This window comes from Streptomyces sp. LHD-70, from assembly GCF_031157275.1.
Taxonomy (GTDB): Bacteria; Actinomycetota; Actinomycetes; order Streptomycetales; family Streptomycetaceae; genus Streptomyces.
The window spans coordinates 79864-105354 of record NZ_JAVIFW010000018.1 but is presented as its reverse complement, the minus strand read 5'-3'; the positions used below and the strand labels follow the sequence as shown (position 1 = coordinate 105354).

Below are 25491 nucleotides of genomic sequence, written 5' to 3'. Positions count from 1 at the left end.
GGGCCCAGGCTTTCCCCCGGCTCGGCTATCCCACGGCGGCGTACGTCTCGTAGTGCTCCTGCTCGTGGACCTCGTCGAGCTCTTCGACGTCCACGGGGAGGATTCCCGCGCTGCGCTCGTATTCCGTACGCGCGGTCTCGAGGAGCCGGCGCCAGGAGGTCACCGTGGGACGCCTGCGCAACAGTGCGCGGCGTTCCCGCTCCGTCATTCCACCCCACACGCCGAATTCGACGCGATTGTCCAGCGCATCGGCCAGGCACTCCGTGCGCACCGGGCATCCGGTGCACACCGCCTTGGCCCGGTTCTGCGCTGCTCCTTGAACGAACAGTTCATCCGGATCGGTAGTGCGGCAGGCCGCCTGCGCACTCCAGTCGGTTACCCAGCCCATACCGGCGCCGTCCTCTCCCGAATCGAGGCTCCCCCACGGCGGCAGCGGCATATTCACCGCCGCCAGTTGAGGACGTTACGGAAGGCGGGCACAGCGCAACACCCCCTTCGGGCCCAATCTTGAATGGCCCGAACGGACTATGCGTAAGCGGCAGATCACCCGACGGAGTGAGCCGAAGACATGCGCGACTATCCCCGGCAAACCGGGACAGTTCAGTTGAGTCATAGCGGACGCCAGGTGACACATGCGGCGGATTCGGGCACCGCTCCGCCGGATTCGGGGACGGCGAAGGGGCCGAACAGCCAGGTCGGGTTCCGCTCAAGCTCTGCATGTGGTCGTGCATGAGCACTTGATGCGGCACCGCACTGCTGTGACAGTGAGAGCCAGCTTAGGCCAAGGCGTTACGCCTGTCCGGCGATTCGGAACGTAGGCCTCTCACTAGGGCTTTCGCGCGGGCGCCTTGTTGTGTATCACCGGTGCCTGAAGCCGTAGACGTAAGCCGTAGAACCGGTGCGTGAAGCCGTAGAAGCCGTAAGTGTCATGCGCTGCGGTCCGAACATCCCGAGGAGCACCCGCTCCGTCGGAACACCCTTGACCACGGATTAGGCTGCCCCTCATGGGAAACAAGCGCTCGGGCGGAGGCCTGTCCCCGACTCAGCAGGCGGCCAAGTTCCTCGGTGTCAGCGCCCTCGCGGGGGCTGTGCTCGCCGGTATCGCCCTGCCCGCGGCAGGTGCGCTCGGCCTGGCGGCCAAGGGGTCGGTCGAGGAGTTCGACGAGATCCCGGCCAACTTGAAGCGTCCGCCGCTCAGTCAGCGCACGACGATCCTGGACAGCGAGGGCGGCACGATCGCCACGGTCTTCTCGCGCGACCGCACCCTGGTGGACCTCAAGGACATCTCGCCGTACATGCAGAAGGCGATCGTCGCGATCGAGGACTCCCGGTTCTACGAGCACGGCGCGGTCGACATGAAGGGCATCCTGCGCGCCCTCAACGAGAACGCGCAGTCGGGCACCGTCTCGCAGGGCGCGTCTACGCTCACGCAGCAGTACGTGAAGAACGTCTTCGTCGAGGAGGCGGGCAACGATCCGACGAAGGTCGCCGAAGCCACCCAGCAGACCCTCGGCCGCAAGATCCGTGAGTTGAAGTTCGCGATCCAGGTCGAGCAGGAGCTGGGCAAGAAGCAGATCCTGGAGAACTACCTCAACATCACGTTCTTCGGGCAGCAGGCGTACGGCGTCGAGGCCGCGTCCCAGCGCTACTTCTCCAAGTCCGCCAAGGAGTTGGAGCTGGAGGAGGCCGCGCTGCTCGCCGGCATCGTCCAGTCCCCGAGCCGGTACGACCCGGTCAACGACTCGGAGGAGGCCAAGAAGCGGCGCAATGTCGTCCTGCAGCGCATGGCCGCCACTCGCGACATCACCCAGGAAGAGGCCGACGCCGCCAAGAAGAAGCCGCTCGGCCTCCAGGTCAGCCGCCCACGGGAGGGCTGCATCACGGCCGCGCGCGGCGCCGGCTTCTTCTGCGACTACGTCCACAACGCCTTCCTGAACGACCCGGCCTTCGGCGACACCCGCAAGGACCGGGCGAAGATCTGGGACAAGGGCGGCCTGAAGATCAGGACGACGCTCGACCCGCAGGCCCAGGAGTCCGTCCAGACGGCCATAAAGGACAACGTCCACCAGAACGACCAGGTGGCCACCGCGGTCTCCATCGTCGAGCCCGGCACCGGCAAGGTCCTCGGCATGGGCCAGTCCCGGCCGTACGGCTACGGACCGAACGAACTGGCCATCAACCTCTCCGTGGACAAACGCATGGGCGGCGGCGCCGGCTACCAGCCCGGGTCGACGTTCAAGCCGATCGTCGCCGCGGCCGCCATCGAGCAGGGCAAGTCGCCGACGCAGAAGTACGGTTCGCCGTACGAGATGCCGTACCCGAGCCCGGTGAACACCTGCTCCGGGCAGTGGACGAACACGCAGAACGAGAAGCTCACCAACGAGAACGAGGAAGAGGTCGGCCCCTACGGGATGCGGGAGGCGACCGCCAAGTCGGTCAACACCTACTACGTGGAGCTGATCAGCGACATCGGGATCTGCCCGGTGACCTCGATGGCCGAGAAGATGGGCGTCAACCGGGCCGACGGGCAGCAGATGGCGCAGGCGCCGTCGATCGCGCTCGGCACGCAGGAGATGTCGCCGCTGACGATGGCGTCCGCGTACGCGACGTTCGCCAGCCGGGGCACGTACTGCACGCCCGTCGCGATCGAGGCGGTCACCGACGCCGACGGCAAGTCCATGCCGGTGCCGAAGACCAAGTGCAACCGGGCCATGTCGCCGAAGACCGCCGACACCGTCAACACCCTCCTCAAGGGCGTGGTCGAGGACGGCACCGGCAAGCAGGCCGGACTCGGCAGCCGCCCCAGCGCGGGCAAGACCGGAACCACCGACTTCCGTTACGCGGCCTGGTTCGTGGGCTACACGCCGAACATGGCCGGCGCGGTCTGGGTCGGCGACCCGCAGCACAAGCGGCAGATGACCGACATCAGCATCGGCGGCAGGTACTACGACAAGGTCTACGGCGGTGAAGTCCCCGGCCCCATCTGGAAGGCGGCGATGTCGGGCGCCCTCGAAGGCAAGCCCGCGCCGGACTTCAACCTCGTCGACATCCCCAAGGACAAGCCCAAGGGCGACAAGGACAAGGACGAGCACGAGGACGACGACCAGAAGCCGGGCAAGCCGAACAAGCCCGGCGGAGGCAACCCGTGGCCGGACTTCACGCTCCCGCCGGACGTTCTCGGCGGAGGCGGGAACGGCGGCGGAGGCGGCAACGGCGGCGGTCGGTGGCCGCAGCCGCGGTGAGCCCGGTCGGCTGATGTGAAAGAGGGTGCCCCCTGAACCAGGGGGCACCCTCTTTTTCCGTGCGGGTTCGTACGTCCCGTGCAGGGTTCGTACGTACCGCCGTACCGCCGGGGCGGGTCAGCCCGCGAGGAGTTGCTTGACCACCGCGGCGACGCGGCCGCCCTCGGCCTGGCCCGCGACCTTCGGGTTCACGATCTTCATGACCTGGCCCATCGCGCGCGGCCCCTCGGCACCGGCGGCCTTCGCCTCCTCCACGGCCTGCGCGACGATCTCCTGCAGCTCGCCGTCACTCAGCTGCTTCGGCAGGTACGCCGCGAGCACCTCGCCCTCGGCCTGCTCACGCTCGGCCTGCTCGGCACGCCCGCCGTTGGCGAAGGCCTCCGCCGCCTCGCGGCGCTTCTTCGCCTCGCGGGTGATCACCTTCTGCACCTCGTCGTCGGAGAGCTCGCGGGCGGACTTGCCCGAGACCTCCTCCTTCGTGATGGCGGACAGGGTCAGCCGGAGCGTGGAGGAGCGCAGCTCGTCGCGCTCCCTGATCGCCGCGGTGAGGTCTTCCTGCAGCTTGGACTTGAGCGTGGTCATGGCCCAAGTGTCGCAGGTGCGCTGCCGATGGCGCCCGCAGATTTCCCGGCGGTACGACTTCCGCGGCGCTTCTGCAACGATGGGCGTATGCGCGCGCGATACGGAGTACCTCTGGGAATCACCGCGGCCACAGCCGCAGGTGTGGTGTACGCGGCCGGGTTCGAGGCCCGCTCCTTCCGGCTCCGACGGGTCACCGTGCCGGTGCTTCCCGAGGGGATGCGGCCGCTGCGGGTGCTTCAGGTCGCCGACATCCACATGGTGAGCGGGCAGCGCAAGAAGCAGCGCTGGCTCCAGTCCCTCGCGGGCCTGCGCCCCGACTTCGTCATCAACACCGGCGACAACCTCTCCGACCCGGAGGGCGTCCCCGAGGCCCTGGACGCACTCGGCCCGCTGATGGAGTTCCCCGGCGCGTACGTCTTCGGCTCCAACGACTACTACGGCCCCAAACTCCGCAACCCCGCCCGGTACTTGATCGAGAAGCTGCAGGGCAGGCACGGCCTGAACGGCAACGCTCCCGCGGTCGGCGTCGTCCACAACCCGTGGGAGGACCTCCGCGACGCCTTCGACGCGGCGGGCTGGGTCGGCCTCACCAACACCCGCGGCACGCTCAAGATCGACGGGTACGAGATCGGCCTCACCGGCGTGGACGACCCGCACATCAAGCGGGACCGGTACGCCCGCGTGGCCGGCGGCCCGGAATCGAGCGCCGACTTCTCCATCGGCGTGGTGCACGCCCCGTACATCCGCTCCCTGGACGCCTTCACGGCCGACGGCTACCCGCTGATCCTCGCCGGGCACACCCACGGCGGCCAGCTCTGCATCCCCTTCTACGGCGCCCTCGTCACCAACTGCGACCTGGACACGGACCGCGTCAAGGGCCTCTCCCGGCACACGGCCGACGGCCACGACTCGTACCTGCACGTCTCGGCGGGCTGCGGCACGAACCGCTACACCCCGGTCCGCTTCGCCTGCCCCCCGGAGGCAACGCTGCTTACGCTCACGCCGCGACGGGACTGGCACGAGTGAGGACGCTGCGGCGGGACTGGCATGGCTGAGGACGCTTCGGCGGGACCAGTACGGCTGAGGACGCTGCGACGGGACTGTCACGGTTGAGGGCGCCGCCGCGGGGCTGGCACCGGCTGAGGCGGCCTGCGCCTGTGCGTGCCCGTTCCTGCACCAGGCGGGTGGGCCTGCCTGCCTGGTGCAGTCTGCCCGCCGGGCTCCTACGGCTGGCCCTGACCCTCTCGGCCGGGGCCACATCCGCCCCGGCCTGGGGCCCCGCCAAAACCGGATTTCGTCTACGAGCGACGGTCCGCTAAAGTAATCGATGTCGCCGCGACGTGGTCACCCACAGCAGCGACATCGGGGTGTGGCGCAGCTTGGCAGCGCGCTTCGTTCGGGACGAAGAGGTCGTGGGTTCAAATCCCGCCACCCCGACAGCCGTAACAGCAGGTGAGGCACCTACCAACTTTGGTAGGTGCCTCACCTGTTTTCGTCTGCGTGTCTATCTGAGTGACTACCGCTCCGGGGCCCGCTTGAAGATGCCGTCCATGACCACGGCGCCGGTCTGGATCACGGGCCGGATCTGCTTCCGGTAGACCTCCTCGGTCACGGCCGTTCCGGAGTGGCCGACGAGTCGGGAGATCTCTTCAAGAGGTACGCCACTGTCGGAGAGCAGTGACACGAAGCTGTGCCGGAGCTCCCGAGGAGTCCACTCGTCGGCGTTGATCCCTTCGGCGTCCTTGAGGGCCGTCCGGAAGGCGCGTCGGACGTTGGTCGCGTCCAGCGGCTTGCCGACAGCCGAGGAGAAGACGAGCCCGTTCTCCTCCCAGTCGTCTCCAGCTGCGAGACGATCCCAGCCCTGGTCTTCGTACTGAGCCCACAGGACCTCTACGCACCGCGCGGGCAGGGCGAGCGTGCGCCGGGACTTCCGTGTCTTGGTGTCTCCGCCTCGTCGGACCGACCGCCACACGGCGATGTGCGGAGGCTGCGGCGGATTGGCGTCCGGCCTGCCCTTGAGGAACACGTGGTCCCAGGTCAGTGCGCGCAGCTCCTCGGTGCGGGCTCCGGTCAGCAGGGCGACGACGATGTACACATACATCGAGGTTCCCTCGGCCGCCTTCAGTACCGATTCCGCCTGGGCCAATGTGAGCGCCTTGGACGGTCGGCCTGGTCGGCCGGCAGGAACGGCGCACAGCTCGACGACGTTGCGCTTGACCTTGTCACGCGCCATGGCTCGCTTGACCGAGCGGTTGAGGCAGGAGTGCAGCGCTTGCAGGGTGCGAGTACTGAGCGAGCGAGCCTTCGTCGCCAGCCAGCGGTCGACGTCCTCGGCGCTGAGATCGCGAAGCTTTCGCGCGCCGAGGCTCGGGATGACGTGGAGCTGGCTCAGCCTGGTGACGGTTTCGACCGTGCGCTCATCACGCCCCGCCAGGCCGTACGCGAGCCAGTCGTTCACCGCGTCCGCGACCGTGAAGTTGGTGGGCGCGATGGCGAGCCCGTCTTCGTGGTCGCGCAGAACCTCTTTGAGCTTGTTCTTGGCCTCGGTCTTGGTCCTGCCACTTCCCCGTTTGACGATCCGCTTGCCGCTCGGATCGAAACCCAGGTTCGCAGTGGCGATCCAGCGCTGCCGCTTCTCGTCCCAGTGGAGGCCGCCGTCACCACGGCTGCGACGTGTTGCCATCAGGCAGCCTCCACCAGCTGCTCACGGATGAAGTCCTGCACAGCCTCGGCGGGGATCCGGCGAGCTCGGCCGATGGTGATCGAGGGCAGTCGATGGGTTCGGATCAGGTCGTAGACCTTGGAGCGACCGAGCTTGAGCCGTGTCATGACCTCCGGAACGGTCAGCAGCTCTGCGGTGGCGGTGACAGTGGTGGTGGTCATGCTGCGGTTCCTTCCAGGGCGAGTTGGTCGTGCAGGGCTTCGCGGGCGGTGTCGCGGTTGAGTTGGAGGCCGCGGGCGATGGTTGCGGCGAGTGCGGATTCGCCGGGGGTGTGGCCGTGGCCGGCGTACTGCCAGTCCGACAGGCCTAGGACGGTCGACGGTTCGCGGTCGTTGAGGCCGAGGGCTTCGCGTTCTTGGGCGGCGCGGAAGTCGGCTCGGGCTTGGCGGAGTTCGCCGAGAGTCGTTGAGTAGCGGCGGGACTTGGTGGAGAAGTGGCCCCGGAATCCGAGCATGTGAGCCCAGGTCCAGAGGCGGCGGTCCGGGTAGAGCGGGTCAAGCGCCTTGCACGCCTCGATGAGGCGGCGGGTGTGCTCCGGGACGTCGTAGCGGTCGAGTTCAGCGAGTTCGCCGATGCGGCGGTCGAGGGTGCCGGTGTTCTCGGCCGCCTTGGTCGAGTACTTCGCGACGTACGAGGCGACGGCCTGTTCTGTGATGTCGGAGCCGTCGCCGAAGGCTTTGACTGGGCGGACGTCGAGCTGCCGCCCCCAGCAGAAGGTTCGGGCCGGTTCGTTCTCGGCAGCCGGGACAGAGACGGATGTGTAGCTGTGCGTTGCGGCGGCGTGGATTGCGTCTGTGAGCAGGGCGACCGTTGCCCAGGACGGGGACGGGGTCTCAGGGCCGTCCGGGCCGTCGATACGGATCACCGCGTGGAAGTGCAGGGCTCCGCGCTTCTGGAACTCGGCGACCTTGCCGTAGGAGAGGCGAGCTGTGTCCTTCAGTTCGCGTTGGGTGAGTCCGGCGCGGGCGGCGATCTCTCGACGGAGCCGGGTCGTAAAGCGCATCCACAGGTCGCCGGCGTGGTTGTTGAAGAGGACGGCTGCGGCGTAGTCGTACGTCGTCGGGTCCAGGGCCGTGCCCAGCGCTTCGTTGTCCTTAGCGTGGCGAGTGCCGCAGCGGCAGGTGCCTCGGTCGGGTCGGTTGTGGACCGGGCCGAAGGACGGGGCCGTGAGCGTGGCGAAGACCCGCGGGTGGTCCCGGACCGTGGTCGGAATTTCGCGGCGGTCGTCGCCTGCCAGGCCTGCGCGGATCAGGTGGTAGGTGTCGCCCGCGTACGTCCAGGCGCAGGACGGGCAGCGGGAGGCACGTCGATTGCCGCAGGCGACGCGGAGACGGCCGCCTGGCTCGGACTCGGTGGAGTAGTGGTGCAGGGTCTCGCCGGTGGTCTTGTCTTTGGTGAGGGTCCAGCCGGTGAGGTGGATGGGGTCGGCGCAGCCGCCGGTGCGGCGGATCTGGTCCTGCCAGCGGTCGAAGTCGTCGGCCGAGGCCACCCTCAGCAAGTCCCCGAGGGTGGTTGGGTCGAGAAGAGCGGCGTTAGACACGGGCGCCCTCCCGTACGCGGGTGGGGCGGGCGATGCCGGTGCCGTCGCAGGACGGGCAGTGGGCCGTGATCGTACGAAGGGGTCCGTGGCGGTCGCGGCCGCCGAGGGTAATGGCGGCGGAGGCGAAGCCACAGCAAGATGCGCAGATCCGGGATGGCGGGCGGGTGCGGTGGGCCATGCTGGAGGTTCCTTCCGGTTCTTGGATCGGTTGGGCACGGCTCCCGGGCGGCAGAGACTTGGCGGTTTCAGGGCCGCCCGGGGGCCGGTCAGCGACGCTTCGTGTCGGCGTTCATGAGCGAGCGGATGACCAGGGCCGTGATGGCGGTCGACGCGGCAGTGATGGCGACGGCGAGGAGCAGCGAGACCAGGACAGCGCCCAGGACCAGGACTGCGGTCGTACCGCCGGCGACGAGGGTGACCAGGGCACCGGGCGTGAGCTGGACCGTGGGGCGGTTGGGCTGTGCCGCTGCCGGGGCTAGCGGATAGTGCCGAGCGATCGTGGTCGGCTCGATGACGGTGGCCGGGGTGGCGTTGGGCGTGGCCGTCGGCTGCAGGTTGGTGGGGATCTTCGGTTGGAACATCGGGGTCAACTCCCTGCTGTGAGCGATCACTTGTTGATGGCCGTGTCGATGACCGGGGTGAGCAGGCTGTCGGAGAGGAGGTAGCCGCCGAGGAGCAGTACGGCGACGAGCCACCAGGGCGGGCGGATGAGCTTCACGCCAAGTACGCCGACGGCGAGCAGCGCGAGCCAGAGCGGGACGTCCATGGGTTCTCCTCAGCGGACCTTGCAGCGGTGGGTGCGGGCGGCGAGCTGAGCGGCAGACTGGCTGGAGTAGTCGGCGGACCAGCCGCAGCGGTCGGCGGTGCAGGCGGCGGCGTGCTTGGTACGGCCGCGGCGGTCGCGGTGGGTGCCGATCTGGACCGGACCTATCTGCATCACCGAGTGGAAGTGGTTGCGGGCGGGCATGGGGCGTACTCCCTTGTGTGTCAGGTGAGTTGGGCTGCGATGGCATCGGCGAGCTGGGACGGGACGCCGAGGCGGGCGCGGAGGGTGTCGGGGTCGATGGCCGTACCGGTACGTGCCTGGTGGGCTTCGGCGACCTTGCGAGCGTGGGCGACGAGGGCGGCGGGGACGGGTGGGGTCGCATCCGTGACCGCGGGCTCTCCGGGGGCGCGAGCGCCGATCCCGACGGACGGCGGATCCTCGGGCTCAGAAGCAGTAGGGGCCACCTGAGCCGGCTGAACCGCGACCGGCTCTTCGTCCGCCACCCTCCCCGGTGTGTGAGCCAGAAGCGTGCCGCCGAGGAACGCGAGCGCGGGCCACCCGGCGACGCCGAACCGGAGCCAGGCTGGCGGGTGCTCAAGGTCGAGGAATCCGGCGGTGGCGACGTTCGCCCCGAGCGAGGCGACCAGAGCGATCAGGAACCAGCACCAGGCCAGCCGGGACGGCCCAACGCTACGGAGCCGCCGCCAGGCCGCGACCAGAAGCAGGTCGACGCTGATCGGGTAGGCCCACGCCTTCCAACCGTCCTGACCGGCAGCGGCGGCGAGGTCGTGCAGGTGGGCGAAGGACAGAGCCCCAGCAATGACCGCCTGGACAAGGACGGCGTCCGCCTTTACCGAGGCCCGGGGCGTCACCACCACCCCTCCCCCGGCTCGTCACCGCGAGGCGGCATGGGCGGGAGGAAGCCCGGAGGCAGGGACAGAGCGAGAGCAGGGGCGAGAACCGCGATGAACTCGGCGTCGGTCTCGTAGCGGCGCTCGTACAGGTCGAGCGCGCCGAGCAGCGATGCGGTACGAGCGAAGTCCTCGTCGGCATCCATGAGTTGGCCTCCTGTTTTGAGCATGGGTGGGGTAGGGACTTGGCACGAAGCAGTCGCGCCGACCGTGGTGCGGGGGATGTGTCAGGCCGTGGCGGACGCGGACTTGGTGAGCGGCGCGGAAGCCGAAGACGGCACGGTGACGACCGGCCGGAAGGGCGCGAGGGCAGGCAGGTCCGGCGTGCGGTGTGCGTGCTCGTTGCAGAGGTTCACGGCATTGCGCAGCGAGGTGTGCGGGGCGCGGATACGGGCCCAGCCGCCGGTCGAGTCGCCTGCAACGGCGATGCCCGGAGTGTCGGGCGAGATCTGGATGGCAGCCAGTACGGCGTCGGGAGCGATGTCTCCGAAGGCCATGTTGGCGCTGGACTCGTCGTTGACGCGGTGGGCGGTACGGCCGGTGAGCTGGGCCCGAAGCATCGTGATGCCCTTGCCGAGCTCCGAACCGAAGCGCTGACCGCAGATCTCCAGGTAGATGCCGGCGGCGCGACCGAGCTGAGCGAGACGTACGAGCGCGGTGATGATGCGGTCGCGGCGCTTCTCCTCGTCCTTGGTGGCGAAGAGCGCGAGCTCGGCTACCTCGTCGACCAGGACTACGACCGGAGTCGGGCGAAGGCCGGCGGGCAGGTCCCAGATGTCGGCGGCGATCTCTGCGTCCGGGACCGCGACGCTGATGCGCTGTTCGGCGCGTATGAGCAGGTAGACGTCTTCCATGTGCGACACGAGGGCTTCGAGGAGTTCGAGTGCGGTGTCCGGGTCGTTGGCGAGAGCCGAGAAGCGACGGGCGAGCGGGAAGAGCTCAACCCCCTGCTTGCAGTCGATGCCGACCAGGGCGACGTCGAGCGGTGCGAGGCCGCAGACAAGAGTCCGCTGGTAGACGGACTTGCCGGACTCGGTGGCACCGAGGGTGAGGCCATGGGGGACGGACCGGTAGTCGCGGTAGTGGACGGCACCGTCCTCGCGGAGCGCGACCGGGATACGAAACGGCGAAGCCCTGTCGGCAGGAGCCTCAGCAGGCATCCGTACGCGATCGAGGACGTCGTACCCCGTCATCCTCAACTCAACGACGCTGGACCGAACTTCGCGTGAGCTGACGGCGTACATCCCGAAGGAGTGCCGCAGGCGATCAGTCGACGCCGCGAAGTCAAAGGCATCCTGACCGGGACGAAGCTTGAGCCGTATGACGAGGCCGGTCCGCGTGGGCCGCAACCTCAGGATTCGCGGCGAACGAGCCTCCGGCACCGGCCTGTTGGCCACCCGAGCCAAGGTGAGCCGCCAGCGCGGCGGAGGGACAGTGAGCCCGCAGGCTTCCATGACCGAGGTGTAGCGGACCAAGGCCCGAACCGAGGCGAACGCGGCACCGAAGCACACCCAGTACCAGGCGGGACGCCGCCACCGCAGAAGACCTGCGGCAGCAGCGACCACCACGAGAACCGTGATCATCAACTCGGCCATGATCAGGCCGCCTTGGCCTCGGCCGCACCGGCCATCAGCGAGGTGACGGCGACGGCCCGGAAGGCGATGCCGTGCCGCTTCTGCCCGTTGAACTCGTTCTCCCACGGGCGGGCGATGAGGCCGGTCAGCCCGACCGGGGTACCCATGGCCAGCTCGCCGGAGATACCGGGCTGCGGGACGGTGACGGACAGGATCTCCACCTCGTCGTTGGCCGCGAACATCACGTCCACGGTCATCAACTGGGCGCCGGTCTCGACGTCTTGGGCGATCTCGCCCGTACGGCGGTCCTTGACCTTGGGCTGGGGGGCCTTGGCGACCATCACGGTGGCGGTGGAGGTGTCGACGGGAATCTGACGCACAGCGGATCACTCCTATATAGATGCTGGACTCCGTCACTCATATACATGAGTGACATAAAGAAGAGTGCAGCACTCCTGTACATGAGTCAACCCGCCGCGACGAACAAGTCAGGGCGGGCTGTGGGGAGTTGAGCGCGCGTCAGTCGGCGGCGGGAATCCGGTACTCGAAAACGAACTGGTCAGCAGCCATCAGGGTGTCGCACACCTCGACCACGCGCCCCTCTGTCGTACGGGCCTCACGGACCAGATGCACTACGGGCGCACCGGGACTCAGCGCCAACTCGGAGGCTTCCGCCTTAGCCGCCGACCGCGCTTGCAGCGTCTCGACGAACTCGGCGAACTCGTGCCCATGCTCTTCGAGTCTGGCGTAGATGCCACCACCGCCGGGGTTCTCGGCGAACAGCTCGGGGATGTCCTTCACGACGTCCCACGGGAGGTACGAGGTCGCGGTCTCGACCGGGGTGCCGTTACGGAAGTAGAGCCGTCGGCGAGCGAGAACCTGGGTGCCGGCGGAGACGCCGAGCCGTTCGGCAGCATCCTCCGGGGCCTCCATGGGCCCGATGTAGAGCACGCTGACCTTGGCCTCGGCGCCAGACTGTGCGGACTCGGCGAGGTAGGCAGCTTTGCCACCCTGCCGGTGCGAACGCCGGAAGCGATCAGAAGAACGGTGCCGTACGGGCGGCCGATCCTTCACGATGGACCCCTTGCCGTGCCGAGTCTCCACAAGCCCACTGGCCCGCACCTCGACCATGGCCTTACGAATCGTCCCGCCGGAAACTCCGTACCGATCGACCAGCTCGGACTCGCTCGGCACCATGTCGCCCGGCGCGAGGACACCACCGCGGATCTGCTGAACGATCTCTTCGGCGATCTGGACGTACCGAGGTACGGACCTCTCACCTCCTACCGCTGTTCCCATAGTCCTTCTTCTCCTCCTATGCTCCTGTACATGAGTAACAGCGCCCAGGAAGCCCAGTCAACGCCGCTGCACTCCGTGTCCGTGGCCGGAGTCGTCGTACGCGAAGACGGCCGACTGCTGGCGATCCGTCGCGCGGACAACGGCACTTGGGAACTCCCGGGCGGCGTGCTCGAACTCGACGAGACGCCCGAGGCCGGCGTACGGCGCGAGGTCCTGGAGGAGACGGGCATCCACGTCGAGGTGGACGAGCTCACCGGGGTCTACAAGAACACGACCCGAGGCATCGTGGCCCTGGTCTTCCGCTGCAAGCCCGCGGGCGGCGAAGAGCGAACGTCCAGCGAATCGACCGCCGTTGACTGGCTCACGCCGGACCAGGTCTCGGAGTACATGTCCGAGGTCTACGCGATCCGGCTCTTGGATGCCCTCGACGGCGCCGGGCCACATGTACGGAGCCACGACGGCCGTCGCCTGGCCACCACTCAGAGCTAGGGCTTGAACATGACGGCATCTGTAGCTCTGAGATTTGAGCGGATATCCCCAGAGGGCGACCACAGGGACCTTCGGCTGCACATTGGCGCGCACCGCCACACATGCGATTCGTACTACCTCGCGATCGACGAGTCCCCCACCGCCGTGCAGCACCTCGGTTCAGGCCTGGCACGTCTGCTGGACCAGTGGATGGAGCAGGTCGACGAGCTGAGGGGAACAGGAGGCATTGCGTACTTGCCGTACGACTTCTCGGATCAGTGCACAGCCTGGCTGCGCGTCTCATCGGCAGACGGTGGCACCGCAGACGTCCAGGCCGGCTGGAGTCTCGTCGAGGGATACGGCTTCGATCCTTCCAACTACCGCGCAACAGCACCGGAGATCACAGACTTTGAGCCGATCTCGAATGCTCAGATCGCATGCTCGCTGGAAGACCTGAGCAGCTGCCTCGTAGCCAACCGGGACGCCCTCGCAGCCACTGGGCCGTAGCGCGATAGAACTTTCCCTACTTCATCAAGGCCCGCGCACGGCGCGGGCGCGCGCCGCCTGTGCGGCGCGGCCTGCCTCCTGTCTCCGCCCCGGCTGGCCGCGCCCGTCGGCGCGCTCGCGTGCTGCGGGCGAAGGTCAGAGAAACCCCGATATGGCTGGGGCGGTCGGCTCCACGGCTTTAGGCAGCCACTTTGGGGCGAGCCTCGAAGATCTTGGCCCCAACGTCGTGCTTTAACGGGCAGGTCCACTGACTGCCCGACTCGCCGGAAGCTTACGGGGCCAAGATCACTCGCCCCAAAGCAGCTCCAGCCCAAAGCCGCTCCACCGACCTAATGGCGCCGGCGCAGTAGGCCCGGGGAGATTGCCTTAGGGGGTAGATGCATCGTCGATCAACCCATACGGAGGTTCAGCAGCGGAGCCCGAATACCTCACAATGATCGACTTCACTACCGAAGGGGGCGGGACGTTATCAACGATAATGATCTGAGCCCCCGCGCCCGAAGTTGCGAGCCACTCGGTCAGGTGTCGGTAAATTCTCCGCACGATCGCCTCAGCCACCTCCTCCGCGTTCTCCTCGCTTTCAGCCGTCCAAAGAATTCCCTCGGGGGCGAGGTTCTTCTGCGGACTGTCGATCATGAGGAACCCAGGATGCCTCCGCCCCTCCTCGTAAGCGAGCTCAAAAATTGCAAGCTCCCACGCGAGCGAGATCAGAGTAGTTGCCCCCGATGAACCAACGCGGTCGTACCGGATTCCACGAACGTAAGGAATGAGCTGACCGTTAATTTCCGCTTCGGTCAGCTTCGGATATCCGAAACTCTGGAGAATGTCGTAGAAACGCTCCGACAACTTACCCAGCATCTCAGACCGCTCGCGCCTCGCCGCTTCAGCATCTGCAGCACGCCTGCGCGCTTCGGTTAGGCGTGCTGCAAGAGACTCAACTTCACGCTCATGCTTCTCAACCGATTCCAGCATGCGCCGCTGATTCGCTACCTGATCGATAGACAGGTCGGCGTCGGCCACGGCCCGCACGGCGGCGTCACGCTCCGCCAGGAGAGGCGTTACAGCTTCCCTGGTCAGACTGTCAAATCGCCCGCGAAGTACGATGGACTCGGCATCCAAATTACTGCTTTCAGATCGAGCATCCTTGGCTTCAGCGGAGACCGCCTCAATGTAATCGTTGAGTTCATTTAGGCGCCTCTTGGTACTGCTTAACTCCTTGGATACATCAAATTCGCTTGTGGAGGTCTCCAATTCCGTCTGCCCATTTTGGCTCGCCTCTGCGCCAACAGCACTTAGTGCCTCATGCGCCAGATGTGGCACGGCAGAGCGGCACAGGGTGCACCTTCCGTTGACGATACTGACATCGCCTAGAGAAGACGCACAGGCAGGGCAAACGGTAACAGCCAAGGGATCAAATAGCCTCTTGGCTTCCTTGAGCAGTGTGAGCTTCTTCAGGTCATCAGCGTACTGAGCCCGCAGGGGTGAAAGCCTCCTTAAGAGGGTCTCACGCTCGCGCGCTCTTCCTGCGACGTCCCTGGCTCGCTCTTCCATATCCTGGTATGCGCGTCGAGCTTCAGCTGCGAACAGCGTCTGCTCCTGCGCCGCATCATCGACTTCAGACAGTCTCAATACAGCTTGAGTTCGCCGGGCAGTCGCCTGCTCCATCAGCGAATCCAGTTCCACGGGACCTAGAATTCCCTGCTCGCGAATGAAGCGCCTCAGGGCATCAATACCCTTGCGTTCCCCGCGTAGCTGCTCTTGCAATTCCGCAACCTGTCCCGCCAGGACAGCGCGACCCTCGTCGAATACGTCGAAGAGTATGTCAACCACTTGCCGCAGCTTATTCGCTTTGTGCGGCGCATGCTCAAAAACCAAGTTCTTGTTATCAAGACGCGTGTTAGTCAGGTACCACAACGGAGCCGTATCGCGGAAGCTGAGCTGGTGGGTGACAGAGTCTGGCCTTGTCGGAGCAACACGGAGCTTAATTCCATCCAACCCGCAAAGGGTAAGGAGAAATTTCGAAATGCTCTCACTCGCGGAAGAGTCGGAGGAGACGACATTGGGAGCAACTTGCTCCACCTCATCCAAATCACCGAAAAAAATGAGAACATCTTTGATTGATCCCTCAACGCTTCGCTGAATCAGGAAGCGCTGCCGAGCGTACCCAAGCCTTGCGGCATCAGGGCCGATTTCCGAGTCTTCTTCTTCCAACTCGACCGGGACGCTCGCCTCAATAGAGAGCTGCACCGCCTTCACGGCGTCCACGACTTCGGGATGCTGGGGGAAAGAAGATCCACCCAAGCAGTAGTCGACAAACTCTAGGATTGTAGTCTTTCCAGTGCTGATCTCACCCGCGATGAGGCTCAGCGGACTCCATGATCCCCCGTCGGTGAACCTGATTTCATAGTTCTTCCTGTAGCCGATAAGGCGCAGCCCCAGAAGCCTCAACCCTGGACCCTTTGGGATAGTCATACTCGCGATCTCCTTGTCTCAGATGTTGAGTAGATCCAGCATTGCAGGATCCGCGTTAAGCCATTTTCGGCAGAACTCGGGCAACTTACTATCCGCCACTTTCCTTAAACGCTTCGCAATTACCTCTACGCTCTCCCTGTATGCCAGAGCATAGATACTTGAAAGCTGACCTGCCGCATCACTACCTGATTCGGTAATCCGAAAAACGCGATACCCATCGCCAGTCGCCGGCTCAACAAAGCCGTACGCGACAAGCAGCGCCAAGTCACTCTGGAGCCTGGCGCGACGAGTAACGAATCTATGCCCTGGTGAAGCATAAGTAAGTGGCTTAACCGAGAATCCGGCTAGCACGAGATCGCGGTACTCGTCCTCTTCTGGCTGCACCAGCAAGAAGGGATTTGCCGCGAAGAAATCTAGAACGCCTAGCCGCTCAATACTGGGGACAAGTTTCGTGAAGTTTGCTGTTTCCAGAAGAAGTAGCAGTTGGGCCAACCTGAACTCTTCTTGATCTTCAGGGCGGAAATAGCTCTCGTGAGCTCGCTTATCGGGGACATTTGCCTGACTAGTCATCGCGCTCACCGGCACCTTCGCTGGCGAATTCGGCGTCAGGAGTGTTGCCCGTCGCCACTTTACCGGAGCTAGCGGACCGCATATGATCGGCAGCTACATCTCGAAAGTCGCGTGACCAACCAGCTCTCCCATCATTTACGCGCTGGTGCACAATTCCGAACGCATGCACCAACCCAGATTGGATCACCGTAGGAAGATTGGGATGGTGATTCCGAACGGCATCCATTACGTCGACATAGAGACCAACTAGCGGTCCATGCAGATTCGATTGACACGAGACATTGAATCTCTGCGCCCAGATGGACCCGAGCTCAGACTTTGACCGAGATAGCGCTTCCATCTCTTCGGGTACAGCCTTGTCCGTCACCTCATGACTCAAAATCTCGGCATTGAAGAATTCTTCTTTTGCATCATCACACTCGAACATGCCGGCGTGACGTAGTTGATGGACGAAGAGCGCACCTTCATACTGATCGAAATCCGTCAGGGCTACCGTCGGACGATAAGTGGGGCTCGGAAGCGAAGCTGATGGATTGAAGTAGTATTCTTTAACGTTCTTGGCATCTTCGGAGAGGAGCAGACGGCGAAGTTGAACTTGGTTCCAAAGCACGATCCTTACGCCATCACTCTTCTCCTTCCTCTTCTTCCAATCGGTCCACCACTTCTCATTAGGGCCGTCTAGGTTTCTGGGGATACACAACGTCCAAGTTGACAGCGTGTATCCTTCCCGCTTCGCACAGGCCAAGGCTTGATCGTAAGATTCCCGCACTTGCTTTTGCTGAGATTTATCGAATTCGTCGATAAAATATTTTGATTGCCAGACGTTTACGTGCCCATCGATGAGGGATCCAACGTAGGCATCGATCCCCCAGTCGCCAGGGTTGGCGTCGAGGGTGGAGAGATCAGGGTGCAGAATTCCGACGAGATCTTGCACCATCTCTTCGAAGTGCGCTCGCGCCCCATCGACGGAGCCTGTCTTAATCTTGAAAAACTCAAAATTAATGGTCCCCATTCCAACTAGCGGCACTTGCGTCATGTACCCGCCCACCCGATTTTCGTCGCATTCGTGCACAGCAGCCCACCCCGAGTGCACTCCGCCGTCCGACACTTGATCGCGATTCGAGTAATGATGGCACGGGCCAGCTACTTTGTGCAGTGGACTGCGACTCTCTGTCGACCTCTCCCTGGCACTCCACGCTGCGGTGTTCGGGCACGGTGCACTCAGGCGATTGCGCCCAGTGGTACCAGGGCCGTGCTCGCACGGTGACGGTGCGCCACTCACAGGGCGCCCATGACAGCCATGGCTGGAGTCGGCCGCCGTTCCCTGTCGAGTGCGAGTCGACGTCCCCGGGGCCCTTGTCAGCGGCGAGCGTCAGGCCGATCGCCGGGCATCGGGCAGTTCGAGGGGCTCGTGGTTGTGCCAAAGAAGGTGACGGTCACCACGGCGCAACTCGGCGTCTCCCCACTCAAGACGCACGATCCCGGTACCCATCGCGCACGCGTAGGCCAGGAGGACCACTCCGACGTCTGGGGCAAGTTGCCCAAGGTCCCTATGGAACTCCTGTTCCTGTAACTCCTCAAGTCCAAGATCCAACTCGCCCTGCATAGGCTCAGGGCCGTGGCGTCGGATGAGGTCAGCGCGAAGGCCGACGGCGCGACGGAGTCGAGCACCCGTTACCGGTAGATCCCTTTTGGCATAGCGGATCGGATAGAGCACCTGCCCAGCAACGACCATCACCGTGCGCGCCTGCAGACGCACCGCCGTGACACCGGGAAGATCAGCGAGCCCGGCTTCCAGCTCCTCGTACTGCGAGGCATGAAGACCGTGTCCATAGGCTTCCAAGGTCTGCGTACCTACACCTCGATGCCCATCCCGCGCACGCTCGTGAGCTCTACCAATACACTGCGGGATACGCCTAGCCAGCGGTACGGCCAGCTCGCCGAAGACGCGCTGTGACCACGGTATGCCGACGCCCAGATCCCCCATGTTGTTCCCCCCTCGTACTCACGGCACTGTCAGAGGCAACTGCTAAGTCCGACGGTGACGTGCCGTCAGTCCTGCCACAAGGGCGCATAGTCGGCGCCCCCAGGGAAGGCCCCCAGCGGGACCGATGTTGCGCCATCAACTTGAGCTGGCTCGGATACCTTTCACGGCTGCTTCAAGGCTGGTAGGCACCACGATGGCGGTTGCTGACATCTAGACCATCTGTGGACAGAGGCTCGGGAACTTGGCCTGATCAAGCTGCTGACCAGCACGTTATCCGCGAGGCGAAAGGCCCTCCGGATCCGTGTGCAGTACAGCAGCAGAAGTACCGCAACCACGGCACCCGCACACGACCTGAGCTGACTCTCCGGGACCGCAGAACGAACGGCCTGACGGTCGCTGACCGCTCCACATAGTGCTACGGATCAGAAGGTCGTTGGAAGGGGGCTTTGACGGGACTGGCCCTCGACCCAAGCAGCGGAGCCCCAGACTCAGTCTGGGGCTCCGCTGTCGTCGGGATAAGCGTTGCTGCTAGCCGGAGATGGCCGCCGGCGGCGGCGAGCCGTCATCCCCTCCGTCACGGCTGGAGGAAGGAGGTCCGGCCGGGCGGTAACCGCGGCTTGTCGCCACACGGAGTGCGTCGTGCAGGACTTCAGTCAGATCCATTGCCAGGAGGCGCAACTCCTCAGGATCTGTCTCCTCATCGCCTAGCACTTCCCATGCGTGCTCCAGGAGTTCGGCCGCGATGCCGAGCTGCATCGCTTCAATATTGTCAGCCAAGCGGGACAGGTGGCTGCCGCTGTCGTCGGTGCTCAAAAAGCAAGGCTTACCCTCGGCCCCCGGCCATGGGAGGAGTCGCAGCTCGTTGTGTGAGGTCATCCCTCCTTCCCCTTCCCTTCGGTCGTGTGGTGGGTGGTGAACACCGCATCTGCACGGTCGCCGGGGAGTACCAGCACTGCCGCTTCGACCACGCGGCCCGCGATGTCGGCCGCAACGCGTGTGATCGCGAGAACAGCCAGAGCCGAGCTGATCCGAAGGGTCGAGGCCTCCTCTGGTGTCGGGCACCGGGCGCCGACCGTCTCCCGAATCTCGACCAGTGGCGGGCACAGCTCTGCCAGTCGTTCCTCCACCCGCTCACGCCAGGGCGCCCCATCGGTCAGGTCGGTCGGCGCCAGGTCTCGTGGGACGTAGATGCGGGCCAGACTGTGCGGTTGGTTCCCTTCGTAGCTGAGGCACACAAATTCCGTCAGCGTGGTCCTTGCCGAGACCCCAAGCAAGGCTGCCAAGTCCCTTCGGGCCTTGATGTTGGTGGCGCTGATGGTGACACGTAGAGGCTCCTCCGCCCCACTCCACGCATCCGTCAAGCGCCCACCACCGACGTACGTGAGTCTGCGGAGCCGACGGCGGACGAAGTTGCCCTTGCCGTGGATCTTCTCGACGAGACCTTCGGCTTGGAGGATCGCGAGGGCGTTTCGGAGCGTCGGCGTGCTGACCTTGTAGTGCGAGGCAAGTTCCGACTCGGAAGGCAGGCGTTCGCCGGCCGCGATTCGACCTGTCGAGATCTGGTTTCTCAGGTCGTCAGCGATGGCGTGACGGCGGGAAGCCACAGGTTGAATCACCACTTCCTCAACATCCGTAGGGCGATGAGGCGGGTGTGGGTGTGCATGGTCAGCAGTTCGCCCGACTCGAAACGAAGTCGCTTTGCACCACCCGGTAGTTGGAAGAGGTCGGCAACGCGGCAGGGCTGACCGCCGATCTGGATTACGTCGCCGCGCTGCACGTTGACCGATGTGATCTCGACGTTGGCGACCGCTGCGCCGCCGGGTGCCCAACCCTTCACTGGGAAACCCCCCTCGGTACCCCTTGGCCAACCGGCACGTGGCAAGAGCAGGTGCACGTCTCGTAGACCACGGGGACGCCGGTCGGTGCCGACGCGGGCGAGAACTGTGCGCACTCGCGGTGCGTGCCGATCCAGCATGAGCTCGACTGGTAGGGGGTCGGGACGGTCTGGTTGGGCGCCATCAGTGGGCCTCCCCCGGCATGGACCAGGCGAGCTGCTTCGCACGCTCCTCGCCGACGAGGCCGTACGTGTGGTCTTGGCGAGGCCCCATGAGGAACGCCGGCCAAGGGGTGTGCTCGAAGTGAACGACCGCCGGTCGGGCGGGTGTTAAGCCGCGGCTTTGCCTCTCCTTCGGTCGGTATCGCTTACTGGTGCGCGCGATGGCGCGGCGGATACGGTTGAACACGCTGATCAGCTCCTATCGCTGATGGCCAGGTCCCCGGACATCGCCCGTCGCGGGGACCGCTCTGCGTACGGCGGCCCATAACGTGCGACCGTTCAACTTGCTGGCAACGAACCCGAATTGGTCGGCCTCTGCCACCACTTCCAAGACCTCCCGCCATGTCTCGGCGGGGAGGGGTTCCGGGACCTCCGCTTCGATCGATGTGTGTCGGGCGTGCTGTTCGGTGCGCGTCGTGAGGCCGAGGGCGGATAACCGGGCGGCGATGTCCTCGGCTCTCGTCTCCGAAGCGGGCACAGGGGGAGCCTCCGTCGCCAGGCGATCACTTTACGTGCAGCTAGTTAACTAGATTAGAGCTAGTGAACTAGATTTTCCATATGCCTGAGCAGCCTCCGTACCTCCGCATCGCCGACGTCCTCCAGCAGCGCATCGCGGAGCGCGAGTGGACTCCTGGAGACCGGCTCCCGTCGCGTGCCCAGATCGCTCAGGAATGCGGCGTCGGCGAGAACGTGGTTCGCCGGGCCCAGGAACTACTGATCTCCCAGGGCGTGTTGGAGGGCCGCGCGGGTTCCGGTACGTACGTCGCCGAGCCTCGCGAGCGCGTACGCATGGTGCGCTCGTCGGCGCGGGAACAGCGCAGCGGGTCGCCGTTCCGCGCTGACATGTCGGCCGTGGGCAGGCAAGGGGACTGGGAGAGCCGGACCGAGGCCAAGGTTCCGGCACCGGCGGAGATTGCGGCACGTCTCGGTATCGCCGAGGGCGACCTGTGCGTCTGTACCCAGTACGAGTTCCTCGCCGACGGCAAGCCGGTGCAGCTGTCGACGAGTTGGGAGCCGTACGACCTCACCGCCGGCACGCTCGTCGTCCTTCCCGAGGGAGGACCGCACGCCGGGGCGGGGGTCGTGAACCGCATGGCGGAGATCGGCGTCACGATCAGCCATGCCGTGGAGCAACCCGAGCCACGGCAGGCAAGTGCCCAAGAGGCATCACTCCTCGGCATCCAGAAGGCGACACTCGTCACGCACATCCGGCGCACGTATTACAGCGATCAGGGCCGCCCCGTGGAGACGGCGGACATCGTCGTGCCCACCTCTCTCTGCGAGATCGTCTACGAGGTTCCAATCCATCGGTAACTGGCCCCACCAGCCAGCAGGCGACCGGTGTACCGAGCTCAGGTCTCGGCAAGAGTTCAACCTCCTCGCTGCACTCACAACGCCGAAGCGATTCCGATGCTCCAGCCAGCGGCGCGGGCGGCGCGGTTGTCAGCTGCGTCGGGAGGGTAGTGGGCCCGACGTGACCGACGACCAGAAGAAAGCGATACGAGATCTCGTCCGCCGCTTGGGTGACGACGTCCGCGACCCCCATTACTCCTCTTCGCATGAAGCAGCCCTGAACGTCTGCTCCGGTGTCTACGAGTTGATCCCGGTCGAGTTCTACGACCTCGTGCACGAGGCGGTCCTGGCCGGATACGCAGCCGCTCTTAGCGACTTGGAAGAAGGCAAGCTGGACGAGCAAGTGCGGGAGCGCTTCGAAGTTCTGAAGTGAGCTGAAGACGACTGTGACGGGCAGTCAGAACCCGAAGCCTTGAGTGTCTAACTGCGTGACAACCCGTACGCACAGCGGCGGATAGCCACGCACAACCGTGGACCGTCGCCGCAGGTGAAAGGCAGATCAGCCCGGGAACAGGCTCACTTCCTAGTTGCTTCGGGACGAAGAGGTCGTGGGTTCAAATCCCGCCACCCCGACAGCCGTAACAGCAGGAAGGGCCTGATCCGGATATCGGATCAGGCCCTTCCTGCTTCTCCCTGTGATCGTTGGGGAGAAGCAGGGAGAAGATCTTGATCGATGTCTCCCGGAGGTCAGGACCACGGGGACCGGATCGCCTCATCGGGGCTACAAGTTCGCTCGCGTCGAATCGCCCACGCCCCAACTGGCAAGCAAACGCAACGCCTCCGCCGAGGAAGTCCCCGGCTCCGCGTGATACACGGACAAGAACTGCCCATCGTCATCCGGCAAGTGCAGCGTCTCGTACGCGAGCGTCAGCTCACCCACCACCGGATGCCGCATCCGCTTCACCCCGTGCCCCTTCTCCTTCACGTCATGCGTGGCCCACAGCCGCCTGAACTCCTCGCTCTTGACGGACAGTTCACCCACGAGCGCCGACAGCTCCGGGTCCTCCGGATTCCGCCCCGCGTACAGCCGCAGGTAGCTGACCATGTCGGTGGCCTTCGTGTCCCAGTCGAGGAACAGCTTTCGGTAGTCCGGGTCGAGGAAGGTGAGCCGCGCCCAGTTCCGCTCGGCGCGCGGCAGCCGCCCCCAGTCGCCGAACAGGGCCGCCGCCATCCGGTTCCAGGCGAGGATGTCGGAGCGCGCCCCGCCGATGTACGCGGGCACGCCCTCCATGGAGTCGAGCAGGTGCCGCAGCGCGGGCCGCACCTGCTGCTGCCGCTTCGGTGCGGGCGCCTTGCGGCGCTGCCGGGTCGGCCTCGCGAGGTGGACAAGGTGGGCGTGCTCGGTGTCGCTGAGCCTCAGGGCGCGCGCGATGGCGTCGAGCACCTCCGCTGACACATTGCGCCCGTTGCCCTGCTCCAGGCGCGTGTAGTACGCGACCGAGACCCCGGCGAGCTGCGCCAGCTCCTCGCGCCGCAGGCCCGGCACCCGCCGGTGCCGCCCCATCGACGCGAGCCCCACGTCCTCGGGCTTGAGCCGGGCCCGCCGGGTGCGCAGGAACTCGCTGAGCTCGGCCCGCCGGTCCAGGCGGTCCGGATGGTCCGGGCGGTCCGGGCGGTCCGCCGCGGGTGGCTTGGCCGCATCGTTCTCGTCCATGACATCCAGTATTCCCGGTCGTCCGACCGCGAGCCTGACCCCGCCAGTAGTAGGACCACTGAACGTACGCAAAGCGGTGACCTGCGGATTCTTTGGTGATCGGGGTGGGGCGGGAGCAGTCTTGAGGCCATGACCACGACTGTTGCCGCATACGCCGCTCCCAGCGCCAAGGCACCGCTGGAGCGCACCACCATCGAGCGCCGTGCCGTCGGCGAGCACGACGTACTCATCGACATCAAGTTCGCCGGAATCTGTCACTCCGACATCCACCAGGCCCGTGAGGGCTGGGGCGAGGCCATCTTCCCGATGGTGCCGGGCCACGAGATCGCCGGTGTCGTGGAGGCCGTCGGTGCGGGCGTCACCAAGTTCAAGGTCGGCGACCGCGTCGGCGTCGGCTGCATGGTCGACTCCTGCGGCGAGTGCGAGCCCTGCCGGTCCGGGCAGGAGCAGCACTGCGTCAAGGGGAACATCCAGACGTACAACGGCGTCGGCAAGGACGGCGAGCCCACCTACGGCGGCTACTCGCAGAAGGTCGTCGTCACCGAGGGCTTCGTCGTCGGCATCCCGGACGGGCTCGCGCTCGACGTGGCCGCGCCGCTGCTCTGCGCCGGCATCACCACGTACTCCCCGCTGAAGCACTGGGGCGCGGGCCCCGGCAAGAAGGTCGCGATCGTCGGGCTCGGCGGCCTCGGCCACATGGGCGTCAAGATCGCGCACGCGCTCGGCGCGGAGGTCACCGTCCTGTCGCAGTCACTGCGCAAGAAGGACGACGGCCTGAAGCTGGGCGCCGACCACTATTACGCGACGAGCGACCCGGCCACCTTCGAGGCGCTGGCCGGCAGCTTCGACGTGATCCTCTCCACGGTCTCCGCGCCGCTGGACTTCGGTGCGTATCTGGGCCTGCTGAAGACGGGCGGCGCGCTGGTGAACGTCGGCGCCCCGGAGGAGCCGATCGGGCTCAACCTGTTCTCCCTCATCGGCGGCAACAAGGTGCTCGCCGGCTCCATGATCGGCGGCATCGCCGAGACCCAGGAGATGCTCGACTTCTGCGCCGAGCACGGCCTCGGCGCCGAGATCGAACTGATCGAGGCCAGCCAGGTCAACGAGGCGTACGAGCGGGTCCTGAACTCGGACGTGCGCTACCGCTTCGTGATCGACGCGGCGACGATCTGAGCGCCGACAGCGCCACACGCTTGGCCTTCATGGCCTGAGAGGCCGTGGTCGCCCTCCCCGTGCCCCGGCAGGAGATCGAGCACGCGCTCCCAGGGGAAGCCGTCCGTGCCCGGCGACGGTCCGCTGTCGGCGAGGCCGCGCCCACGTCCCACTGCCGTTCCTGGGCTGCGGTGATCAACTTGCCGGTGTCAGAGGCGACTCCGGCCGCGCAGACGACGACGTACAAGGAGGGTTCGGCAGTCACGGCTCCGAGTCTTTCGTGCTGGAGTCTGCGCCGGTCTCGGGGCGGGATCTCGGGTTGCGATTGCCGTATATGCGCAGGTCAGGGCAGCCTCTGAGTGAATGCGGGCATGGTCAAGATGCCGACGGGGACGGTCGGGGGGACAGTGGAATGCGTATGGCGCTCTGACGCGAGGAGGAGAGGGGACATGCCCAAGAACGTCCAAGGCCATAACAGTCCGAAGGATCCCCAGCACTCGAAGGTTTCCGCTCAGCAGGCGCGGTCGAAGAGCACGCATCCCGAGGTGCAGTCGATCTCGGCCAAGACGCGGGGGATGCAGCAGAAGAGCCAGGCACGCCGCCAGGGCAACCGCTGAGAGGCCGCCGCCCCGAACC

Annotated in this window: 30 protein-coding genes, 1 tRNA gene and 1 pseudogene; 9 read left to right on the top strand and 23 right to left on the bottom strand. The window is 65.6% G+C overall.

What is annotated here, in order from left to right:
- Positions 1-25: 25 nt before the first annotated feature.
- On the bottom strand, positions 26-388 hold the full coding sequence (locus RCO28_RS29990) for a WhiB family transcriptional regulator (protein WP_308944501.1): 363 nt from the start codon (positions 386-388) through the stop codon (positions 26-28).
- A gap of 616 nt (positions 389-1004) precedes the next feature.
- Here RCO28_RS29990 and RCO28_RS29985 point away from each other — a divergent pair.
- Complete coding sequence (locus tag RCO28_RS29985; protein ID WP_308944435.1) at positions 1005-3242, top strand: transglycosylase domain-containing protein; 2238 nt, start codon at positions 1005-1007, stop codon at positions 3240-3242.
- Positions 3243-3359: 117 nt separating this feature from the next.
- On the opposite strand, the gene RCO28_RS29980 is transcribed toward RCO28_RS29985, so the two are convergent.
- Complete coding sequence (locus RCO28_RS29980) at positions 3360-3824, bottom strand: GatB/YqeY domain-containing protein (RefSeq protein ID WP_308944434.1); 465 nt, start codon at positions 3822-3824, stop codon at positions 3360-3362.
- Between the two features lie 87 nt (positions 3825-3911).
- On the opposite strand from RCO28_RS29980, the gene RCO28_RS29975 reads away from it, so the two are divergent.
- Both RCO28_RS29975 and RCO28_RS29970 read left to right on the top strand, forming a co-directional pair.
- Positions 3912-4850 carry a metallophosphoesterase gene (locus RCO28_RS29975; protein ID WP_308944433.1) on the top strand — a complete coding sequence of 313 codons (939 nt, stop codon included), beginning with the start codon at positions 3912-3914 and terminating at the stop codon, positions 4848-4850.
- 337 nt (positions 4851-5187) lie between these two features.
- Positions 5188-5261 (top strand) — tRNA-Pro (locus RCO28_RS29970).
- A gap of 79 nt (positions 5262-5340) precedes the next feature.
- Here the strand turns inward: RCO28_RS29970 and xerC are convergent.
- The 11 genes from xerC to RCO28_RS29915 form a co-directional block, all read right to left on the bottom strand.
- The gene (gene xerC / locus RCO28_RS29965) at positions 5341-6507 is read right to left on the bottom strand and encodes a site-specific integrase (protein WP_308944432.1); all 1167 of its coding nucleotides are present in this window, start codon (positions 6505-6507) and stop codon (positions 5341-5343) included.
- On the bottom strand, positions 6507-6707 hold the full coding sequence (locus RCO28_RS29960) for a helix-turn-helix domain-containing protein (protein WP_308944431.1): 201 nt from the start codon (positions 6705-6707) through the stop codon (positions 6507-6509). Before RCO28_RS29960 ends, xerC begins: the two co-directional genes overlap by 1 nt.
- The gene (repSA, locus tag RCO28_RS29955) at positions 6704-8086 is read right to left on the bottom strand and encodes a replication initiator protein RepSA (RefSeq protein ID WP_308944430.1); all 1383 of its coding nucleotides are present in this window, start codon (positions 8084-8086) and stop codon (positions 6704-6706) included. The genes RCO28_RS29960 and repSA overlap by 4 nt, the downstream gene beginning before the upstream one ends.
- A gap of 266 nt (positions 8087-8352) precedes the next feature.
- Positions 8353-8667: a SpdD-like protein gene (locus tag RCO28_RS29950; RefSeq protein WP_308944429.1), complete on the bottom strand. Its 315-nt coding sequence runs from the start codon at positions 8665-8667 to the stop codon at positions 8353-8355.
- A gap of 26 nt (positions 8668-8693) precedes the next feature.
- Positions 8694-8852 carry a hypothetical protein gene (locus RCO28_RS29945; protein ID WP_308944428.1) on the bottom strand — a complete coding sequence of 53 codons (159 nt, stop codon included), beginning with the start codon at positions 8850-8852 and terminating at the stop codon, positions 8694-8696.
- Positions 8853-8861: 9 nt separating this feature from the next.
- Positions 8862-9053, bottom strand: coding sequence for a mobile element transfer protein (locus RCO28_RS29940; RefSeq protein ID WP_308944427.1), 192 nt, complete (start codon positions 9051-9053; stop codon positions 8862-8864).
- Positions 9054-9073: 20 nt separating this feature from the next.
- Positions 9074-9724: a DUF2637 domain-containing protein gene (locus RCO28_RS29935; protein WP_308944500.1), complete on the bottom strand. Its 651-nt coding sequence runs from the start codon at positions 9722-9724 to the stop codon at positions 9074-9076.
- Positions 9721-9909 carry a hypothetical protein gene (locus tag RCO28_RS29930; protein WP_308944426.1) on the bottom strand — a complete coding sequence of 63 codons (189 nt, stop codon included), beginning with the start codon at positions 9907-9909 and terminating at the stop codon, positions 9721-9723. Before RCO28_RS29930 ends, RCO28_RS29935 begins: the two co-directional genes overlap by 4 nt.
- 81 nt (positions 9910-9990) lie before the next feature.
- Positions 9991-11346, bottom strand: coding sequence for an FtsK/SpoIIIE domain-containing protein (locus RCO28_RS29925; RefSeq protein ID WP_374991279.1), 1356 nt, complete (start codon positions 11344-11346; stop codon positions 9991-9993).
- A 14-nt stretch (positions 11347-11360) separates the two neighbouring features.
- On the bottom strand, positions 11361-11717 hold the full coding sequence (locus RCO28_RS29920; protein ID WP_308944424.1) for a hypothetical protein: 357 nt from the start codon (positions 11715-11717) through the stop codon (positions 11361-11363).
- 139 nt (positions 11718-11856) lie between these two features.
- Entirely contained in the window at positions 11857-12636 is a 780-nt protein-coding gene (locus tag RCO28_RS29915) for a GntR family transcriptional regulator (RefSeq protein ID WP_308944423.1), read from the bottom strand.
- An 18-nt stretch (positions 12637-12654) separates the two neighbouring features.
- Between RCO28_RS29915 and RCO28_RS29910 the strand changes: the two genes are divergently transcribed.
- Together RCO28_RS29910 and RCO28_RS29905 are read left to right on the top strand one after the other, a co-directional pair.
- Positions 12655-13125 carry an NUDIX domain-containing protein gene (locus RCO28_RS29910; RefSeq protein ID WP_308944422.1) on the top strand — a complete coding sequence of 157 codons (471 nt, stop codon included), beginning with the start codon at positions 12655-12657 and terminating at the stop codon, positions 13123-13125.
- A 9-nt stretch (positions 13126-13134) separates the two neighbouring features.
- Positions 13135-13611 (top strand): hypothetical protein, encoded by a 477-nt coding sequence (locus tag RCO28_RS29905; RefSeq protein WP_308944421.1) that lies wholly within the window; start codon positions 13135-13137, stop codon positions 13609-13611.
- A gap of 366 nt (positions 13612-13977) precedes the next feature.
- On the opposite strand, the gene RCO28_RS29900 is transcribed toward RCO28_RS29905, so the two are convergent.
- From RCO28_RS29900 to RCO28_RS29865, 8 genes are all read right to left on the bottom strand, one after another.
- Positions 13978-16083, bottom strand: a complete 2106-nt coding sequence (locus tag RCO28_RS29900; protein ID WP_308944420.1) for a hypothetical protein — start codon at positions 16081-16083, stop codon at positions 13978-13980.
- 18 nt (positions 16084-16101) lie between these two features.
- A complete protein-coding gene (locus RCO28_RS29895) occupies positions 16102-16653 on the bottom strand; it encodes an ABC-three component system middle component 2 (protein ID WP_308944499.1) in 552 nt (183 codons plus the stop codon).
- Positions 16646-17689 (bottom strand): hypothetical protein, encoded by a 1044-nt coding sequence (locus RCO28_RS29890; protein WP_308944419.1) that lies wholly within the window; start codon positions 17687-17689, stop codon positions 16646-16648. The genes RCO28_RS29895 and RCO28_RS29890 overlap by 8 nt, the downstream gene beginning before the upstream one ends.
- 336 nt (positions 17690-18025) lie before the next feature.
- Positions 18026-18496 (bottom strand): hypothetical protein, encoded by a 471-nt coding sequence (locus RCO28_RS29885; protein WP_308944418.1) that lies wholly within the window; start codon positions 18494-18496, stop codon positions 18026-18028.
- Between the two features lie 672 nt (positions 18497-19168).
- Positions 19169-19516, bottom strand: coding sequence for a hypothetical protein (locus tag RCO28_RS29880; RefSeq protein WP_308944417.1), 348 nt, complete (start codon positions 19514-19516; stop codon positions 19169-19171).
- Positions 19513-20256, bottom strand: coding sequence for a GntR family transcriptional regulator (locus tag RCO28_RS29875; RefSeq protein WP_308944498.1), 744 nt, complete (start codon positions 20254-20256; stop codon positions 19513-19515). The genes RCO28_RS29880 and RCO28_RS29875 overlap by 4 nt, the downstream gene beginning before the upstream one ends.
- Entirely contained in the window at positions 20253-20477 is a 225-nt protein-coding gene (locus tag RCO28_RS29870) for a hypothetical protein (RefSeq protein ID WP_308944416.1), read from the bottom strand. Before RCO28_RS29870 ends, RCO28_RS29875 begins: the two co-directional genes overlap by 4 nt.
- 418 nt (positions 20478-20895) lie before the next feature.
- Entirely contained in the window at positions 20896-21174 is a 279-nt protein-coding gene (locus RCO28_RS29865; protein ID WP_308944415.1) for a hypothetical protein, read from the bottom strand.
- 80 nt (positions 21175-21254) lie between these two features.
- Here RCO28_RS29865 and RCO28_RS29860 point away from each other — a divergent pair, with 80 nt between their 5' ends.
- Both RCO28_RS29860 and RCO28_RS29855 read left to right on the top strand, forming a co-directional pair.
- Positions 21255-22010: a GntR family transcriptional regulator gene (locus RCO28_RS29860; RefSeq protein WP_308944414.1), complete on the top strand. Its 756-nt coding sequence runs from the start codon at positions 21255-21257 to the stop codon at positions 22008-22010.
- Between the two features lie 160 nt (positions 22011-22170).
- On the top strand, positions 22171-22422 hold the full coding sequence (locus tag RCO28_RS29855) for a hypothetical protein (RefSeq protein ID WP_308944413.1): 252 nt from the start codon (positions 22171-22173) through the stop codon (positions 22420-22422).
- 348 nt (positions 22423-22770) lie between these two features.
- On the opposite strand, the gene RCO28_RS29850 is transcribed toward RCO28_RS29855, so the two are convergent.
- The gene (locus RCO28_RS29850) at positions 22771-23703 is read right to left on the bottom strand and encodes a helix-turn-helix domain-containing protein (RefSeq protein ID WP_308944412.1); all 933 of its coding nucleotides are present in this window, start codon (positions 23701-23703) and stop codon (positions 22771-22773) included.
- Between the two features lie 129 nt (positions 23704-23832).
- Between RCO28_RS29850 and RCO28_RS29845 the strand changes: the two genes are divergently transcribed.
- On the top strand, positions 23833-24876 hold the full coding sequence (locus RCO28_RS29845; RefSeq protein WP_308944411.1) for an NAD(P)-dependent alcohol dehydrogenase: 1044 nt from the start codon (positions 23833-23835) through the stop codon (positions 24874-24876).
- A gap of 121 nt (positions 24877-24997) precedes the next feature.
- Here RCO28_RS29845 and RCO28_RS29840 read toward each other — a convergent pair.
- Positions 24998-25120, bottom strand: a pseudogene (locus RCO28_RS29840) (flavoprotein); the annotation flags it as partial.
- 184 nt (positions 25121-25304) lie between these two features.
- Between RCO28_RS29840 and RCO28_RS29835 the strand changes: the two are divergent.
- On the top strand, positions 25305-25472 hold the full coding sequence (locus RCO28_RS29835; protein ID WP_308944410.1) for a hypothetical protein: 168 nt from the start codon (positions 25305-25307) through the stop codon (positions 25470-25472).
- Positions 25473-25491 lie beyond the last annotated feature (19 nt).